At 69.3% G+C, this 18,042-nt stretch carries 13 protein-coding genes, 1 pseudogene and 1 riboswitch; of the genes and pseudogenes, 6 read left to right on the top strand and 8 right to left on the bottom strand.

Features of this window, described 5'->3' with window-relative positions:
* Window positions 1-155: 155 nt before the first annotated feature.
* The 7 genes and pseudogenes from ACZ5WE_RS24095 to ACZ5WE_RS24065 all read right to left on the bottom strand — a co-directional run bounded on the left by ACZ5WE_RS24095 (window position 156) and on the right by ACZ5WE_RS24065 (window position 8,238).
* Window positions 156-1,304 (bottom strand): acyltransferase family protein, encoded by a 1,149-nt coding sequence (locus ACZ5WE_RS24095; protein WP_467692060.1) that lies wholly within the window; start codon window positions 1,302-1,304, stop codon window positions 156-158.
* A gap of 165 nt (window positions 1,305-1,469) precedes the next feature.
* Window positions 1,470-2,675, bottom strand: a complete 1,206-nt coding sequence (locus tag ACZ5WE_RS24090; protein ID WP_467692059.1) for an MFS transporter — start codon at window positions 2,673-2,675, stop codon at window positions 1,470-1,472.
* Between the two features lie 198 nt (window positions 2,676-2,873).
* Complete coding sequence (locus ACZ5WE_RS24085) at window positions 2,874-4,127, bottom strand: FG-GAP repeat domain-containing protein (protein WP_467692058.1); 1,254 nt, start codon at window positions 4,125-4,127, stop codon at window positions 2,874-2,876.
* A gap of 18 nt (window positions 4,128-4,145) precedes the next feature.
* The gene (locus tag ACZ5WE_RS24080; protein ID WP_467692056.1) at window positions 4,146-4,919 is read right to left on the bottom strand and encodes a hypothetical protein; all 774 of its coding nucleotides are present in this window, start codon (window positions 4,917-4,919) and stop codon (window positions 4,146-4,148) included.
* Window positions 4,920-4,966: 47 nt separating this feature from the next.
* Complete coding sequence (gene wecB / locus ACZ5WE_RS24075) at window positions 4,967-6,163, bottom strand: non-hydrolyzing UDP-N-acetylglucosamine 2-epimerase (protein ID WP_467692055.1); 1,197 nt, start codon at window positions 6,161-6,163, stop codon at window positions 4,967-4,969.
* Window positions 6,164-6,597: 434 nt separating this feature from the next.
* A pseudogene (gene galU, locus ACZ5WE_RS24070) lies at window positions 6,598-7,491 on the bottom strand (UTP--glucose-1-phosphate uridylyltransferase GalU); the annotation flags it as partial.
* Between the two features lie 9 nt (window positions 7,492-7,500).
* Window positions 7,501-8,238, bottom strand: coding sequence for a TetR family transcriptional regulator (locus ACZ5WE_RS24065; RefSeq protein WP_467692054.1), 738 nt, complete (start codon window positions 8,236-8,238; stop codon window positions 7,501-7,503).
* A 431-nt stretch (window positions 8,239-8,669) separates the two neighbouring features.
* Between ACZ5WE_RS24065 and ACZ5WE_RS24060 the strand changes: the two genes are divergently transcribed.
* The 6 genes from ACZ5WE_RS24060 to ACZ5WE_RS24035 all read left to right on the top strand — a co-directional run bounded on the left by ACZ5WE_RS24060 (window position 8,670) and on the right by ACZ5WE_RS24035 (window position 15,112).
* Window positions 8,670-9,866: an IS701 family transposase gene (locus ACZ5WE_RS24060; RefSeq protein ID WP_467692052.1), complete on the top strand. Its 1,197-nt coding sequence runs from the start codon at window positions 8,670-8,672 to the stop codon at window positions 9,864-9,866.
* Window positions 9,867-9,892: 26 nt separating this feature from the next.
* Window positions 9,893-11,122, top strand: a complete 1,230-nt coding sequence (locus ACZ5WE_RS24055) for an MFS transporter (RefSeq protein WP_467692051.1) — start codon at window positions 9,893-9,895, stop codon at window positions 11,120-11,122.
* Window positions 11,123-11,254: 132 nt separating this feature from the next.
* The gene (locus ACZ5WE_RS24050) at window positions 11,255-12,052 is read left to right on the top strand and encodes a VOC family protein (RefSeq protein ID WP_467692050.1); all 798 of its coding nucleotides are present in this window, start codon (window positions 11,255-11,257) and stop codon (window positions 12,050-12,052) included.
* A 141-nt stretch (window positions 12,053-12,193) separates the two neighbouring features.
* Entirely contained in the window at window positions 12,194-13,498 is a 1,305-nt protein-coding gene (locus tag ACZ5WE_RS24045; RefSeq protein WP_467692048.1) for a sensor histidine kinase, read from the top strand.
* Window positions 13,483-14,130 (top strand): response regulator transcription factor, encoded by a 648-nt coding sequence (locus tag ACZ5WE_RS24040; RefSeq protein ID WP_467692046.1) that lies wholly within the window; start codon window positions 13,483-13,485, stop codon window positions 14,128-14,130. Before ACZ5WE_RS24045 ends, ACZ5WE_RS24040 begins: the two co-directional genes overlap by 16 nt.
* Window positions 14,131-14,617: 487 nt before the next feature.
* On the top strand, window positions 14,618-15,112 hold the full coding sequence (locus ACZ5WE_RS24035) for a MarR family winged helix-turn-helix transcriptional regulator (RefSeq protein WP_467692044.1): 495 nt from the start codon (window positions 14,618-14,620) through the stop codon (window positions 15,110-15,112).
* Window positions 15,113-15,142: 30 nt separating this feature from the next.
* Here ACZ5WE_RS24035 and metE read toward each other — a convergent pair whose 3' ends face one another.
* Complete coding sequence (gene metE, locus ACZ5WE_RS24030; RefSeq protein WP_467692042.1) at window positions 15,143-17,464, bottom strand: 5-methyltetrahydropteroyltriglutamate--homocysteine S-methyltransferase; 2,322 nt, start codon at window positions 17,462-17,464, stop codon at window positions 15,143-15,145.
* 163 nt (window positions 17,465-17,627) lie between these two features.
* A riboswitch (cobalamin riboswitch) is annotated at window positions 17,628-17,845 on the bottom strand.
* Window positions 17,846-18,042: the final 197 nt, after the last annotated feature.

Here is an 18,042-nt window from a genome sequence, read left to right as displayed (position 1 = left end):
TGCGTGTATGCGAAGTCTACGTGGACAACTCGCAGAAGAATAGCGGCAGTTGGGGCAGGAGGGGCAGGAGATGCGCGGGGGCCGACGGTCTCAGCCGTCGGCCCCCGCGTGGCCCGCCTCGGCCGGGGGAAGGCAGGCGGGCCCGTTCATGAGGCTCACTGGTCGACGGTGGACTTCTCCCGCTCCGGCGGAATCAGATCGTCCACGGGGGCCACCCGTACCTCGGTCGGCTGGTGGCGCGGTTTCTCGGCCGGTCGGGACGAGCGCCCCCAGCGGGTCATGGCGGGTCGTTCGACCAGAGTGTGGAGCAACCAGGCGAAGAACAGACTGGCGACGGCGAACAGGAGGGAGATCCCGATGGCGCCGGGCGTCGACCAGGTCTGCTCGGCTCCGATGAGCTTGTGGCCGTAGTGCAGGACCAGGTCGTGGACCATGTAGAAGGCGAAGGAGACCTCGCCGAGCCAGATCATGACCCGTCCGCGGAACGGGGACCGGGTGCCGTTGACATCCGCCTGGGCGCCCGCGGCGATGACCATCATGAGCGGGATGACGGTCACGGCGAGCATGCCGTAGATCGCCGGCACGAACATCAGGACGATGAGGGACACACCCAGCAGCGGTATGGCCGCGGAGAGCCGGACGGGCAGCCACAGGCCGCTGCGCACGAGCCGGGCGAGAAGGATGCCGAGCGTGAAGTCGAGCATCCTGACCGGCGGGAGGTTGTAGACGATGTAGAAGTGCCGGAGCGGAATGTCGGCCCACGGGGCCAACGGACGGTCGGGAACGAAGAGTTGGACGCAGATCGGCACCAGTACGACGGCGGCCAGGACGCCGGCCGTCCATGCCCACAGACGGTTGCGCGGAATGCGCAGGATGAGCCGGTGCAGGAGCGGGAAGGACAGATAGAAGAGCGCTTCACACGCCAGCGACCAGGCGGGCCGGTTGGTGCTGGAGAACACGTTCGGGCTGGGGAACCACGACTGGATGAGCAGCACACCGGGCACGGTGTTCCCCAGGTTGAGGGCCTGGCCGGTCCAGAGCAGGAGCAGGGCGCCGATCACCAGCGTGACCAGATGGTTCGGGTAGACCTTCATCAGCCGCCGGCGCCAGAACGCGCGGACGGTGTCGTTCGGCCGCGCCGACCAGGTCAGGACGAATCCGCTGAGGATGAAGAAGAAGCCGACCCCGACCCAGCCGAGGCGGTTGACGGTCTGCGTCAGCGAGTCGTTTACCTTCGGGTCGTCCCAGAGGTTCTCGATGGCGATGTGGGCTAGGAAGACGAACAAGGCTGCGATGAAGCGCATCCCCGTCAGGGAAGGCAGCCGTTTGTGCACGTTGGACCCCACGGGTCGACTCCAGTTCTCCTGCCGCTGAGCGGCGATACGCGGTGGATGGGACGAGCAGAGGGAACGGGTTCGCCTCTGCTCGGTCGCCTTCTGTCAGAGCCCGGAACTCCGCCCCCGCAGCGCCTAGTTGTGCGCCGGTGAGGGGGTCTGTTCCGTGGCGGGGGCTGCGGTCGTGGTTGCGGTCGGGGTGCGTCGGCCAAGGGCCGCGGCCACGAAGGCCAGCAGCAGGCCGCCCGCGGTGAGGAGGGCGCCGGCCCCGTTCACCGAGGCGTATCCCAGGCCGGCGCTGATGGTCAGACCACCGACCCACGCGCCAAGGGCCACACCGATGTTGAACGCGGCGATGTTGGCGGACGAGACCAGGGCATTGGCGCCCCCCGCCTGTTTGATGATGTACATCTGCAGCGGCGAGAGCGTCGCGAATCCCACACCGCCGAGCAGCGCGAGGGTCGCGGCCGCGGCGGGCCGGTTGTGCACGGTGATCGTGAACAGGGCCAGCGTCGCCGCGAGGCCGGCGAGTACCACCAGGATCGTGGGCATCAAGGCGCGGTCGGCGGCCTTGCCGCCGAGCAGGTTGCCGATGACCAGGCCGACGCCGAACAGGACGAGCAGCCAGCTGATGGCTCCGGTGCTGTAGCCGGCGACCTCGGTCATCAGCGGGGTGACGTAGGTGAACGAGGCGTGCAGGCCGCTGATGCCGATGGCGGTGATGCCGAAGGCCAGCCACACCTGCGGACGCCGGAAGGCGGCGAGCTGTCCGCGCAGTCCCTCCGTGGGGTCGGCCGGGGCGTGCGGCACCAGCAGGGCGATGCCGATGAAGCCGATCAGCCCGAGGCCGGCGACGACCCAGAAGGTGGAGCGCCAGCCGAACTGCTGGCCGAGCAGGGTGCCCATGGGCACGCCGAGCACATTGGCCAGGGTCAGGCCGGTGAACATCAGCGAGATGGCGCGGGCCCGCTTGGCCGGTTCGACCATGTCGGCCGCGACGACGGTGCTGACACCGAAGAACGCGCCGTGTGCGAAGGCGGAGACGATGCGTCCGAACATCAGCAGCCCGTAGGTCTGCGCGACGGCGGACAGCAGGCTGCCCGCGATGAACAGCGCCATCAGCGCCAGCAGGATGACCTTGCGCGGCATGCGTGCGGTCAGGGCGGTGAGTGCGGGTCCGCCGACGACGACACCGAGTGCGTATCCGGATGTCAGCAGGCCTGCCGTCGCGATCGACACGTGCAAGTCGCCGGCGACCTCGTTCAGCAGACCGTTGATGATGAATTCGGTGGTACCGATCCCGAATGAACTGATGGCCAGGGCCAACAGGGCGAGGGGCATGGACAACCTCCTGTCAGTTGTGTGTGCCGCGGGGTGCGGACAACGGGGATAATAATTGCACACGCCGTATATCCGTGTGCGCGGTCTACCCGACAAGGCGCATAAACTGCGTGCGCAAGTGGCGGCGGGGCGGCCGGACTTGGGGGAGACCGACCGCCCCGCCGTGACCTGAGGTCGTCGCGGGAGTGGTGGTCTTCGCTACGGGATGTCGATCTCGTTGCGGTAGACCATGAGCTTGGCGTCCTTGGCCACGTAGTAGTTCTGGACCGAGTACGCGATGGTGGCGAAGTCCAGTCGGCCGTCTCCGTTGAAGTCGGCGGTGGCGATGCGGGCGACGGATTCGTCGGAGACCCGCCACTTGGTCCAGATGCCGTTCTTCAGGTCGACGGCCTTGTAGTACATGACCCCCTGCCACGGCCACGGGCCGCGCAGGGCGACCAGGAACTCGTCCTCACCGTCGCCGTCGAAATCGGCGGTGACGATCTGGTGACCGGGGCCCTCGCCGTTCTCGTTGGGGTCGCCGTAGACGTCGAGCAGGACGCGGTTCCACTCGACCTCGCCGGCCGCCCCGTCGGTGGCCTTCGTGTAGACGGCGACGGTGTTGCCGTGGAAGGGCTCGATGGCGGCGACGTACGCCATGGGATCGTCGCCGACACGGCCGACGTTGAGGTCGCCGCTGCCGCGGAACCCGGTCTGCTCGAACTGCGTGAGCTCGCCGGTGCCGATGAGCTTGCGGATCCACTCCTTCGTGCCCTCGTCCCAGTACATCCACGTCACGCCCTCGTCGGAGGCGAGCAGCAGGGAGTCGCGGTCCGAGCCCGGGATGAGGCCTTTCTTCTTCTCCGCACCGTGGATCATCCGGAAGTGAGTGTCGTCGATGACGGTCATCGGCCACTCCTCCGCGCTGTGCACGTCGTCGGGCTGTGTGAACAGCACGACGGGGAGCACCGCGTGGACGTCCTCCCTGGCCACGATCGGCAGGCCGATGATCTCAAGACGCTCGTTCTGGGTGAAGTGGCCGACGCGCAGCCGGTGCATACCGGTGGTCCGGCCTATGTAGTGGCGCTTCCAGCGCGACTCGTCCTTGTCCGGGCTTCCGGGGTTCTCCAACCAGTCGATCTTTCCACCGGCGTCGTTGGCGTCGTAGATGGTGCCGATGGGCCCGTACAGGTCGTAGCAGACGATGATGTCGGGGTGGCCGTTGCCGCTGACGTCCGCGTAGTCCGCGCCCACCGGCATCTTGATCCGGTCGGCGACCAGGCGCCGGGTCCAGTCCTCACCGTTCTGGTACCAGTAGATCTCGCCCAGGCTCAGGCCGTAGCCGAACAGGTCGGGCTTACCGTCGTTGTCGATGTCGGGCGCCTCGAGCCAGTAGCCGTCGCGCAGTTGGTCGGCGACTGTCTCGGGGGTGAACTCGGGGGCGCGGAACGGGGTCGCGTCATGGTGGGGCATGGTCTTCTCCAAGGCGTCTCAGCGGGCGATGGCGTGGTATTCGACGGCGAGCCAGACGCAGTCGGTGTCGGCGCGGTACTGGTGCCAGGGGTAGCGGAACGAGCCGTCGGGTTCCTGGACACAGAAGGGGTCCGGCGTGGTGTAGCCGGGGCTCATCCGCAGGTCCTCGTAGAGCGCCGCGTGGTCCTGGGCGGAGAACTTCTGCATGCGGCCAAGCCCGTGGACCTGCGTGTGCACCTCGATGAAGTCGTGCCGGTTGTGGATGGCGCAGTCGGTGCCCGCCGGAGCGAACCAGAGGTTCACCTTGACCTTGAACGTCTGTTCCCGCTCCGGCAGTTGGGTCTGCTTGAGGACGTACGCCGGATCGAAGCTGAGCGTTCCCGCGTCGTCCTGCGGGCTGAGCCACAGGGGAGTGTCCCGGGGGAAGGGGGTCGTCTCGCCGTCCTGCGGATCTGGTGCCGGCAGATCACCGAGGAGCCGCCACCCCGGCTCGTCGACGATCGGCGCCACAGGGACGGCGTCGTCCGTGCGCAACAGGACGAGGGCGTCGGCCCGTTCGATGGTGGTCTCGCGCAGGATGGTGGACGACAGCGGCGGGATGGCCTTGCGCGGTTCCTGGGCGATGTGGACCGCTTCGACGCCCAGGTTGACGACGATGGCGGAGCCACTCACGAAGTAGTTGTCGGCATTGCGCACCAGCGTCGCTTCGACGTGCCGGCCCGTGAAGCTGAGCGGAGTCTCGGCGTCAGGGGCCTCGGTGGTGGCGCGGACGAGAGGGGCGGGGTCGGTCACGGTCTGTTTCCCTTGCCAGTCGGTGTGGGTGCTCCGGGCCGCGCGGCTCAGGCGGGCGTGGCGGTGGTGGTGCGCGCCAGCTCCACCGACAGGTCGTCGATGGGGTTGGCCGGAGCGAAGGAGTCGGCGGCCGGCCCGTCGCCGAAGTAGTGGGCGATGGCCTTGACGGTGCGCTCCGTCGCGCGGCCGTCGCCGTACGGGTTGGCGGCGGTGGCCATGCGGCGGTAGGCCTCGGGGCTGCGCAGCAGTTCGGTCGCCGCCGCCACGATGCCGTCCCGGTCCGTCCCGACCAGCCGTGCGGTACCGGCCACGACGGCCTCGGAGCGCTCGGTCACATTCCCCAGGACCAGCGTCGGCTTGCCGAGCGCGGGACCCTCCTCCTGCGCGCCGCTGCTGTCCGAAAGGACGATGTCCGCACGTCGCATGAGCTTGCTGAAGCTCAGATAGGGCAGCGGGTCGACCACGGTGATGTTCGGGTGGTCGCCGATCTTCGGGAGCAGGGCGTTGCGCACCACGGGGTTGCGGTGCAGCGGGACGACGACACGGACGTCGGGTTCCTCCGCCACGTCGACGAAGGCCTCCGCGATCTCGGACAGGTGCGGCCACGCCTCGCGCCGGTGAGCGGAGGCGACGACGATGCGCCGGGTGTCCGAGTCGAGGTCCTCCAGCGCGGGGTGGCCGTAGGAGGAGGACTTGCCGCTGGCCCACTGGAGGGCGTCGATGACGGTGTTTCCCGTGACCACGATGTCGTCATCGGCGATCCCCTCCCGCAGCAGGTTGGTGCGGTTGCCCGGGGTGGGAGCGAGATGCAGCGCCGCGATCTGTGCCACGAGCCTGCGGTTGCCCTCCTCGGGGAACGGCGACCGCAAGTGCCCGCTGCGCAGCCCCGCTTCGACGTGCACAACGGGAATCTGGTGGTGGAAGCCGGACAGTGCGGCGGCCAGGGTGGTCGCCGTGTCGCCGTGGACGAGCACGGCCTGTGCCGACAGGTCCTTGAACACCTCACCGAGTCCGTGCAGGGACCGGGAGGTCACCTGGGACAGCGTCTGCTTCGGCGCCATGATCTCCAGATCGATGTCCGGCTCGAGGTCGAAGGCGTCCAGGGTCTCGTCGAGCATCTGCCGGTGCTGTCCGGTCGAGACGACGATCGGGTGGAAACGTGGGTCGTCCTGAAGCGCTCGGATCACCGGCGCGAACTTGATGGCCTCCGGTCGGGTACCGAGAACAACTGCAACGGTCCGCATTCTTTTCATCCTCAGGCTCGTCAATGGGCAGGCTCGCCCCGGGGCGGTCACCGGCGATTCACGCGCACGGGTCCAGGGTCGGGGCCGAACAACGCCGCTCTCGGGACGACGTCAACGCGTCGACGGGAGAGCTCAGATAGGCATCTGCTGCACGAAGGGGGTTTCTGCGGTGGAAAGAGAAAGCGACGCTTTCCCCTCGCCCGTTCCCCCGGAATCCACGGCGCTGTGGAGGCAGTCTCTGCCGGTGCGCCGGGAAGAAACCCTGGCGCGGTGAATGACAGTACGCAATCGCCGCTCGGAATCAATGGCCGAGCGGAATACCCCGGACATTCTTGGCAAGTTCAAGAAGTCTCGGCGTCCGGCCGCGGGACCGTGTCACACTCCCGGTCGGCCCGACGGGGCGGCGTCACCCCTCCGCCCGTCGGGGCCGGCGCCTCTTCGGCCACGAAGGTCCGCAGCCACTTGAGGAATCCGGGCCCCAGGTCCTCGCGTTCGCACGCCAACCGCACGGTGGCGCGCAGGTATTCCGCGCGGTCGCCCGTGTCGTAGCGGCGCCCGGAGAACACCACGCCGTGCACCGGCCCGCCCTGTTCCGATCCTGCGAGTTCCCGCAGCGCGTCCGTGAGTTGGATCTCGCCGCCGCGGCCCGGCTCGGTGCGGCGCAGCACGTCGAAGATCTCCGGGGCCAGGACATACCGGCCGATGACCGCGTAGTTGCTCGGCGCGCTGCCGGGTGACGGCTTCTCCACCAGGTCCGTGATGCGCACGACGTCGCCGTCGGTGTCCGCCTCCACCGCGGCACACCCGTACAGGTGGACCTGGTCCGGGCCCACCTCCATCAGCGCCACCACGCTGCCGCCGTGCTCCGCGTGAACTTCGGCCATGCGGGCGAGGAGCGGGTCCCGCTCGTCGATCAGGTCGTCTCCCAGGAGCACCGCGAAGGGCTCGGCGCCCACGTGCGGAGCGGCGCACAGGACGGCATGCCCGAGTCCGCGCGGGTCGCCCTGGCGCACGTAGTGGATGTCGGCGAGCCCGGTGGAGGCCGATACCTGGGAGAGCCGGTCTTCGTCGCCCTTGCGCCGCAGCACTTCTTCGAGTTCGTAGTTGCGGTCGAAGTGGTCCTCAAGAGGACGCTTGTTGCGTCCGGTCACCATGAGGACGTCGGAAATTCCAGCGGAGACGGCTTCCTCGACCACGTATTGGATGGCGGGCTTGTCCACCACAGGAAGCATTTCCTTGGGGGTGGCCTTGGTTGCGGGAAGGAAGCGAGTTCCCAGCCCCGCAACGGGGATGACAGCCTTGGAGATGACGACAGATGTATCAGGCATGGAGAAAACCTACGAGCTGCTTCCCGGCGCTCGAAGCGGTTCTCCTCCAGGAGCGACGACTTCGGCACATTCGAGGGTCAAGAGATCGCACTCTCGGATGTCGGTCCGCGCCCCGGCCGGCCTGGTGGGTGCGGAACTGCCCGGCTCCGGCAGGCCGAGGGGGCGGGTGGCGATGCCGCGCAACGCGGCCTCCCAGATCCGGGTGAACTCCCTGGACGGGTCGGGCCCGCCCTCGGCGCGAGTGGTGGTGCGGACGTGCGCCTCCGCGCCGGCGACGAGGAGCCGAGCCAGTGCGACGAGCGTGGCGCGGTCGCGGGTCCCGGGGCACTCGCTCTCGGGCACCTGCGCGATCAGTCGCTCGACCGTCGGGAGCCAGCAGTCCGACCAGTCGCACGCGGAGTCCGCGCGCTCGCGGGCGAGTCGTGCGGCCGCACGCACCAGGGAGTCCCGTCGAAGGAGGGTCGCCAGCGCGAGGGTCACGGAGACGACGGTTCTCAGAGGGGGCGCCTCCCGCTCGGTCATCACCTGCTCCACGACGGAGCGCGTAGTGGCCACGCCCTGCTCCTGTACCTCGTCGGCCAGCGCCTTCTTCGAGGGGAAGTGGAAGGTCAGGGCGCCCATGGAGATGTCGGCCGCCTCACTGATCCGGGCGAGTGCCGTGCCCTCGTAGCCCGCGTCGTCGAAGACGGAGGCCGCCGCCCGGATCAAGGTCTCTCTCGTACGGGCGGATCGTGCCTGTTTCGCCATGGTCTGCCTCCAGGATGCGCACACCCGAGCAGGCCTGGGCGGCCGTTGGGCGTGGAAGATGTACGGGAAAACGGGCCGGTGTGCCGTTGCGTTCCACCCGCCCGTCGCCGGCGCGGACGGCTCCGCGACGCGACGTGAGGCCACCACGTGGTCTGCCGCCGGTCCGCGCGGCCTGCGCCGCCCAGTATTCAGCCGTGGTGATGTACGGCACAACGCGGGCCCCTGGAAGGCGCGTTCGGATGTGGGCCCGCGCGCCGCCGGCCCCGCCGTTGCTGTGATCGAAGCCCCCGCCGAGCCGTCATCGGGTGATGGGTGAATCCCGTACCGACTTGGCAAAGTCTCGGTTCGGCACGGTTCCCGGTTTAAAAAAAGAACGACTACTATTATTTTTGTGGTCGTCGGGACGCTTTGCAATGCCAAGGGGAGGCATCATGATGGAACACCGCGCAGGTCTGGACGGCACACTCAGCTCCTTCACGGAGGAGCTCTTCGCTCAACTGTCGCGTGCTGACCAGCGTCGTTGGGCCCGCGCCTACCTCCAAGGGCTCCTGGCCACGCCGGGCAAGAAGTCGGTGCGCCGACTGGCCGCGTCGGTGTCGAGCTCGCCCACGGCTTCTCAGTCACTGCAGCAGTTCGTCAACGCCAGCCCGTGGGACTGGGAACCGACGCGCAGGCAGCTGATACGCGTGGCCGAGCGACATGGCTGGGCGCGGGCGTGGGTCGTCGAGACCGCCGTCCTGCCCAAGCGAGGCGATCACTCCTGCGGGGTGCACCGCCGCTTCGTCCCGTCGGTCGGCCGTACCGTCAACTGCCAGCTGGGCATCGGCGCCTTCCTGTCCTCGGAGAACGGGGATCTCCCCGTCGACTGGCGGTTGTTGCTTCCCGAACAGTGGGGCGACGACACCCGGCTGTGCGAGCGCGCACGCGTTCCCGAAACGGCTCGGAGCCAGCCCCTGTGGGCGCATGTCCTCGGCCTGGTGGAGAACCTCGCGGCCCATACGTCGTTTCCCGCGGTCCCCGTCGTCACGGATGTGAGCGACTACCCCGAGGGCATCTGCCTGCTGGAGCAACTCACCGGCCTCGGACGCGACTTCGTCGTATCCGTTCCCCTGGATCTGCCGGTTCTTCCGGCCCTCTCGCGATCGTCCGGCGTGAGCCGTGACGACACCGACGCGCGGGGCGCCCTCGGTGCCGCTCGCTTCCTGCAGCGGCACGGCACCCGGCACCCGCACACCGTCACGTTCGCCCCTCCGGGGCAACGGCAGCAACAGGTGCGCACCGTGTCCGGACTGGTCCGCCTGCCCGGCAGTCGGCACACCTACCGGGTCTTCGCCGACCGGCCGTCGGAGGGCGAGCGCCCCCTGCGCGTGTGGATCACCAATCTGGTGGACCGGGGCATCGAGCACCTCACCACTCTCGCCCGCATGCACAGCGGCACGGTCTCGACTCTGCGGTCCCTGGAAGCGGACTATGGGCTGCTCGACTTCGAGGGGCGCTCCTTCCCCGGCTGGCACCACCACATGACCCTGGTGTCCGCGGCGTACGCGTACAGCCGTCTGTTCTCCACTCCTGGTCAGGACCCTCAACTCGACATATACCGCCAGACCTCGGAGCTGTTCCCCGCGTGAGTCCACCACCCAACAAAGAGGAAGTCATGCCACTCGCACTACTGGCCCTGGCTGTCGGGGCCTTCGGGATCGGGACCAACGAGTTCCTGATCATGGGCCTGCTGCCTGACATAGCAGCAGACATGTCCGTCTCCATCCCCACGGCCGGCCTGCTGATCTCCGGTTACGCACTCGGTGTTGCCGTGGGGGCACCGATCATCATCGCGTTCACGATGCGGGTGAGCCACAAGCACGTACTGCTGGGACTCCTCGGGCTTTTCATGATCGGCAACGCCGTGGGGGCGCTCGCGCCGAACTACAGCCTTCTCATGACGGGCCGCATCATCTCGGCCCTGTGCCACGGTGCGTTCTTCGGAATCGGCTCGGTCGTCGCCGCTTCGCTGGTCGCCCCCACGAAGCAGGCGAGCGCCGTAGCGATGATGTTCAGCGGTCTGACGATCGCCAACGTCGTGGGTGTCCCGCTCGGCACCTGGCTCGGCCAGGTGGCCAGCTGGCGTGTCGCCTTCTGGGCGGTGACGGGGCTCGGCGTGATCGGCTTCATCGTCGTGGCGGCCCTGTTGCCGAGCCGGCCCGCGGATCCCGAGGCCTCGCTGCGACAGGAGCTCGCGGCCTTCAGGCGTCCCCAGGTCTGGCTCGCTCTGGCCATGACCACACTGGGCTTCAGCGGCCTGTTCGCCTCGTACAGCTATGTCACCCCGATGATGACCGACGTCACCGGGTACGCGGCGGGCAGTGTCATGTGGCTGCTCGTGCTCTTCGGCTGCGGCTTCGTGGTCGGCAACTCGCTCGGCGGCAGGGCCGCGAACCGCAGTCCGATGGCGACGATTCTGGTGCTCTTCACCGCGTTGACCGTGGTGCTCGCGACCTTCACCTTCACGGCTCACTACAAGCCGCTCGCGGCGGTCTGGCTCTTCCTGCTGGGCGCGATCGTGTTCGGCACCGTGCCGCCGCTGCAGACCCGTGTGATGCAGGAGGCGCCGGGAGCGGGCACCCTTGCCTCCGCCGCCAACATCGCGGGATTCAACCTCGGCAACGCCATCGGTGCCTGGGCGGGAGGCCTGGCCATCAGCGGTGGCCTCGCGTACAACCACACGAGCTGGGTCGGCGCGCTGCTCAGTGGCGGCGGACTGGTACTCGCGGTGATCACCGCCCTCATCTCGAGGCGCGCAAAGCCGGTTTCCCGGGCCCAGGACCCGCCTGCCCCGGTCGTGACATCCAGCGAGGGCGATCCGGTACAGGTCGCTGCCCGGTCCTGAGGGGAGGGACCAGGGGAAACGAGGAGGAGCACCACGGAGGAGCACCACGGAGGAGCAGCACGGTCTGCCGACGCGCGACTGTCAGTGCCGAGTGCCAGGCTGGTGTCACAAGGACCTGCGAAGGGAATCGTCGTGATCACCACTGACACCGCTCCCGGCTCCCCCTGCTGGCTCGACCTCGGCACCCTCGACGTCCGCGCCGCCGCGGACTTCTACGGCGCGGTTCTCGGCTGGGATTACGAGTCCATGGGCGAGGCGGAGGACATGGACGGCGGCATGTTCCAGAAGGACGGCAAGACCGTCGCCGGGCTCGGCAAGCTCACCGAGGAGGGCGCGCGCTCTGCCTGGATGGTCTATTACACGGTCACCGACGCGGACACCACGACTCAGGCCGTGGAGCGCGCGGGTGGCACGGTGCGGGTGGCGCCGAGGGACCTGGACGACTGGGGGCGGATGGCGCAGTACAGCGACCCGCTGGGAGGCCAGTTCGCCGTCTGGCAGCCGGGGAAGAACGCCGGCTTCGAGCTGGCGGACGACCCGGGCTCGCTGTCCTGGACCGAGCTGATGACGAGCGACGCGACCGCAGCGAAGGAGTTCTACGGCGGCGTCCTCGGCTGGCAGTTCAGCAACATGGAGATGCCGGGCGGTGGTGGGACCTACACCCTCATCACTCCTGCCGGACTTCCCCAGGAGCGCATGCAGGGCGGCCTGATGGAGCTCCGCAAGGAGGACCTCGCGCTGACCGGCGGGCGGCCGTACTGGCACCCGGTCTTCGCCGTCGCCGATTGTGACGCCGCGGTCGCCCAGGTCACCGGGAACGGCGGCAGCGTGCAGATGGGGCCCGAAGACGTGGAGGGCGTCGGCCGCCTGGCCGTCTGCCTCGACCCCTCGAACGCGGAATTCGTGGTGCTCGCCCCCGCCGAGAGCTGAGCCCTGAGAGGGCCTGGACGCCGAGGAGGGTGGGGCTGGACCCACTTCCGAACCGATCTGGCAGGCATCGGGTTCCTTGCCGTGCAGAGTGGAGTCACCGAGCCGTACCGGCCGGGGTTCACGAAGCAGAAGGAAAGGCTCATGCGACAGGTCGTGTCGTGGGCGGCAAGTGCCTGCGTCGGGTTCGTCCGGTCATGCGTGGTGGTGCTCGTCAGCATGCTGGTGCCGGCCGTATGGGCCGCCGCCGTGGCGCTGGGGGTCTGGTGGGGGGCGGGAAACCCGTGGTCGTGGGTCGCGCCGCTCGTGCTGGTGACGGTGGGCTCGCTCGGCCTGTCCCGCCCCGTCTGCCGGATCTTCCGGCTCCTGGTCGCACGGTGGACGGGCGCTGTCACCCCCGCCGGATACCGCCAGGCGGAGCCGGTGGTGCGGATGTCCACCGGGTTCTGGTGGAACGGCTTCTCGTACGAGCGCACTCGCCGCGATGCCCTCATGGACCAGCGGCGGCGCATCCGCTGGAGCGACCCGGCCAACTGGCGTGACCTGCGCTTCACGGGGATCGCGCCGCTCACCGCGGGCGTGGTCGCGGCGGTTCCGCCGAGCGGGGTCGCGGTGGCGTTCCTCGGGATCGGCTCGTCGGCACTCCCCGCACGCCTGCTCGGGGTGCTCGGCCCGGCCATGGCCATCGCGAGCGGCCCGTACGCCTGGCGGATCGTCGAGCCGGTGACCGCACGCTTTCTGCGCGCGTCGCCCGCGATGCTCCTCGCGGACCGGGTGGACGAGCTGACCGCCCAGCGCGCGGACACCACGATCGCGCAGGCCGCCGAGATCCGCCGGATCGAGCGCGACCTGCACGACGGAGCGCAGGCCCGCCTGGTCGCGCTCGGGCTCTCCCTCGCGACTGCCGAAAAGCTGATGGAGAGCGACCCCGACCAGGCCAGAGCGCTGATGCGGGAGGCGCGATCGGGCGCGACCACCTCCCTGACCGAACTCCGCGAACTGGTCAACGGAATCAACCCGCCGGTGCTCAACGACCGGGGGCTCCTCGACGCCGTTCGCGCTCTCGCCCTGGACAGCCCGCTCGAAGCGACTGTCAGCACAGACATCCAGCACGCCGACATCCAGCACGCCGACGTTCAGCACGCCGACGTCCCGTTGCGCCTGGACCCGCCCATCGAGTCCGCCGCGTACTTCGGGATCGCCGAACTGCTCACCAACGCGGTCAAGCACGCCCACGCGACCCGGATACGGATCTCCATCGCGCACGACGGCGCCGGACTCGTCATCGAGGTCGAGGACGACGGCAGGGGCGGGGCGAGTGCGCGAACCGGTGGTGGACTCGAGGGGCTGCGCCGCCGCCTCGCGGTCTTCGACGGCACCCTGGAGCTCACCAGCCCGGCAGGCGGGCCGACCCGCGTGAGAATAGTGGTGCCATGCGAATCGTTGTAGCCGAAGACCTCTACCTCCTGCGCGACGGAATGGTCCGCCTCATCGAGGCGTGCGGACACCAGGTGGTGGCCACGGCGGGCACCGGACCCGACACGCTCGACGCGCTCCTGACCTGGCGCCCGGATGTCGCCGTCGTCGACGTCCGCATGCCGCCGACCCAGACGGACGAGGGCCTGCGGGCAGCCATTGCCGCCCGCGGCGAACTGCCCGGCCTGCCGGTCCTGATCCTCTCCCAGTACGTCGAACAGCTCTATGCCAGGGAGCTGTTGGCCGACGGGGCCGGCGGCATCGGCTACTTCCTCAAGGAGAGCGTGTTCGACGCCGACCAGTTCATCGACGCACTGGAACGCGTCGCAGCTGGCGGAACCGCCATGGACCCGGCCGTCATCGCGAAACTGCTGTCGAGCGGTTCGTCGAACCGACTGCTGGAGCGCCTGACCGAACGCGAACACTCCGTGCTGGCCCTCATGGCCGAAGGACTGTCCAACCAGGCCATCGCCCGGCGGCTGTTCCTGAGCGACAGCGCCATCAGCAAGTACACCACCTCCCTGTTCGGCAAGCTCGGCATCACCGATGACGACGACAGCAACCGTCGCGTCCTCGCCGTCCTCACCTATCTGAACAATCCCTGAGGGGCGCGAAAGGGTCGATCGTAGAAGCGGGACAGGCTCCGCAGGACACAGGCGGGCTTGTCGCCGCCCTCGATCTCGACCGTGCCGTCGACCGCGATCTGCACCCCGCCCCGCACCGTGTCGACGGATCGGGTGGAACTTGAACCCCTTCACGCCGTACTCCTGCACGAGCCGGCGGGCCTGTCGCGCACAGGCCGAGGCCGAGGCCGGGGCCGCGCCCCGATCCCGTGACGACGGCGACCTTGCCGCGCAGGTCCACGGCGTACGAGTCCAGCATGGACAGACCCCTCCAACAGGCAGTGACAAGAGATGGTTTGGCGGGTCGGGGGAACACGACTCCGGTCGGCATCGGCCCGCAGAAAGGAAGCCGAGATAGACGATTGTTGTCGTCAATGATTGTTTCCAACATCGGTAATGCGGCGTGCCGGACACTGCCAGCGGTGACCGCCGACTGCCCGCGAACCACCGACCAGGGAGAGCGCACCTCATGACCAGCCGGAAGACCACCGCCGAGCCCGTGGAGGAAGGATCCGTCGACGAGGGTGCGCCCTGGATGCGGGGCCTGCACGCGGATGCGGGCTATCTGCTCTACCGCCTCGGCCTGCGCTCGGGTCAGCTCTTCAACGCGGCGCTCCAGAGATCGGGCCTGCGCCTGCGCCATTACGCGCTGCTGCGCTACCTGGCCACCGTGGAGGGCGCGGCACAGCGCGAGCTGAGCGAGGAGCTCGGCTACGACCCCAGCGCGATCGTCGGCCTGGTCGACGACCTGGAACGCCTCGGCTTCGTCGACCGCCGACCCGCCCCCGACGACCGCCGCCGCCGCATCGTCGCCCTCGCCCCGGCGGGCCACGACTTCCTACGGGACTCCGAGGGGGCGGCCCGGGGGGTCACTGACGAACTCCTGTCCCCGCTCGGGCCCGAGGAGCGGGAGACGTTGCATGTGCTGCTTTCGCGGATGGCGCATACGGGGGGCGAGGTCTGACCCCCCCCGCATGCGCCGGGATCGTTCGGGTCAGGTCCCCGAGGCCAGCTCCGCCCTCACCTCGCGGGCCGCCGCGACCAGGCTCTCCAGGGAGGCCTTGGTTTCGGGCCAGCCGCGGGTCTTGAGGCCGCAGTCCGGGTTCACCCACAGGCGTTCGGCGGGGATGGCCTCAAGTCCCTTGCGCAGCAAGGCCGCTGCTTCCTCGGTGCTCGGTACGCGCGGGGAGTGGATGTCGTAGACCCCGGGGCCCGCCTCCCGCGGGTAGCCGTGTTCGGCCAGCTCGCGGGCCACCTGCATGTGTGAGCGTGCCGCCTCCAGGCTGATGACGTCGGCGTCGAGGTCGTCGATGGCCTGGACGATGTCGCCGAACTCGGCGTAGCACATGTGGGTGTGGATCTGTGTGTCCGGTCGGACGCCGCTGGTGGTGAGGCGGAAGGACTCCGTGGCCCAGTCCAGGTACGCGGCGTGCTCGGCGGTGCGCAGCGGCAGCGTCTCGCGCAGCGCGGGCTCGTCCACCTGGATGACCGAAGTCCCCGCCGCCTCCAGGTCGTTGACCTCGTCGCGCAGGGCGAGGGCCACCTGACGTGCCGTGTCACCGAGCGGTTGGTCGTCGCGGACGAAGGACCAGGCGAGCATGGTGACGGGGCCGGTGAGCATGCCCTTCACGGGGCGGTCGGTGAGCGAGTTGGCGTACGACGTCCAGCGCACCGTCATCGGTTCGGGGCGTGAGATGTCACCCGCGAGGACCGGCGGGCGCACATAGCGGGTGCCGTACGACTGGACCCAGCCGTGCTGCGTGGCGAGATAGCCGGTGAGCTGCTCGGCGAAGTACTGCACCATGTCGTTGCGTTCGGGCTCACCGTGCACCAGGACGTCGATGCCCGCCTTCTCCTGGAAGGCGAGGACCTCGCGGATCTCCGAGCGGATGCGCTCTTCGTAGCCGTCCGTGTCGATGCGGCCCGCACGCAAGTCGGCCCGCGCCGTGCGCAGTTCGGCGGTCTGCGGGAACGAGCCGATGGTGGTCGTGGGAAGGAGCGGCAGACCGAGGCGGGTCCGCTGGGCCGCCGCACGCTCCGGATAGGCGTGCGCACGGCGGGCGTCGGCGCCCGTGACGGCGGCGACGCGGGAGCGTACGGCCGGGTCATGGGTCAGAGCCGAGCCCGAGCGGGACGCCAGATCGGCGCGGTTGGCGGACAGTTCGGCCGCGATGGCCCCCGTGCCCTGGGCCAGGCCGCGGGCCAGCGTGGCGATCTCGGTGGTCTTCTGATGGGCGAAGGCCAGCCAGCGGGCGATCTGCGGGTCGATGTCACGCTCGGCGGTGGAGTCCAGCGGGACGTGCAGCAGGGAGCAGGACGCGCAGACGTCGACCCGGTCGGCGAGGCCCAGGAGCGTGCCCAGGGTGGAAAGGGACTTCTCCAGGTCGTTGATCCAGATGTTGCGGCCGTTGACGACGCCCGCGACCAGCCGCTTGCCGGGCAGCCCGCCGACGGCGGCGAGATCCTCGAGCTGGCCGGCGGCGGACTCCGTGAAGTCCAGGGCGAGGCCCTCGACCGGAGCCTTGGCGAGCACGGGCAGCGCCTCGCCGAGCCTGCCGAAGTAGGAGGCGACGAGCAGCTTCGGACGGTCGGTGAGAGCGCCCAGGTCGCGGTACGCGCGGGCAACGGTGTTGAGTTCGGCCGGGGTGCGGTCCTGGACCAGGGCGGGCTCGTCGAGCTGCACCCACTCGGCGCCCGCAGCGCGCAGGTCGGCGAGGACCTCCGCGTACACGGGCAGCAGGCGGTCGAGCAGCGTCAGCGGCTCGAAGTCGGCGGCCACGCCGGGCGCGGGCTTGGCGAGCAGCAGATAGGTGACCGGGCCGACAAGGACGGGACGGGCGGCGAGGCCGAGCGCGACGGCCTCCCTGAGCTCGTCCACCTGCTTGGTGGAGTCGGAGGTGAAGACGGTGTCGGGGCCCAGCTCCGGCACGAGGTAGTGGTAGTTGGTGTCGAACCACTTGGTCATCTCGAGCGGCGCCACGTCCTGGGTGCCGCGGGCCATCGCGAAGTAGCCGTCGAGCGCGTCGGTGTCGACGGCCTCGCGGTGCCGCAGCGGGACGGCTCCGACCATGACGCTGGTGTCCAGGACGTGGTCGTAGTACGAGAAGTCACCGGTCGGCACTTCGTGGATGCCGGCGTCGGTCAGGCGCCGCCAGGTGGACCGGCGCAGCTGCGCCGCGGTCTCCCGGAGGGTGTCGGCGGTGACGCGGCCCTTCCAATAGCCCTCGACGGCCTTCTTCAGTTCCCGGTCGGGGCCCTGGCGGGGGTAGCCGTACACGGTGGACCGTGCTGCCGGGGCTGCGGACTTCGCTGTCACGGAAATCTCCTTCGCGAGATGACTCCTGAGGATCCCGGGGACGGGACACGGACGCGAAGGGATGACGAACCGGGCGGACCGAACGCACGCCACCGGCGTGGTGCTCCACCTGATCTGTACGCCGACCCGCCCACGAGGTCACCGGGATGTCCGCGCGTGAGGGATCACGCACGGGCAACGGGCAGGTCTTCGGACTCGCGGGCACACCTGCCGAGGCAGATTCCTACTGGCCGTCGCTTCCCGGACCCGGGCTCGGATCCAGTGCGTATGACGGCGGTCGTTCCCACTCACCGCTGCGGGGCAGTCCCGGATTCCCACCGGGTTCCCTCTTGCGACGCGTCTGCCTGGCGGGCAGGGCGAACCAGCTGCACCGATCAGGCTAGAGGGTGGTCGGCTTCTTGGGCAGTACTGATCACATTCCGGACCGTGAGGTGAGACACGGGCCCGTGGGCGGGGCGGGCACATGGGTGGGGCGGGCACATGGGCGGGGCGGGCACATGGGCGGGGCGGGCACGTGAAGGGGCGCGGAACAGATCACCACTCTGTTCCGCGCCCCGCTCACAGCAGCCGCGGGCCCC

The organism is Streptomyces sp. NPDC033180, from assembly GCF_055577645.1.
The sequence above is the reverse complement of the archived record's forward strand: the minus strand, read 5'-3'. Positions and strand labels throughout refer to the sequence as shown.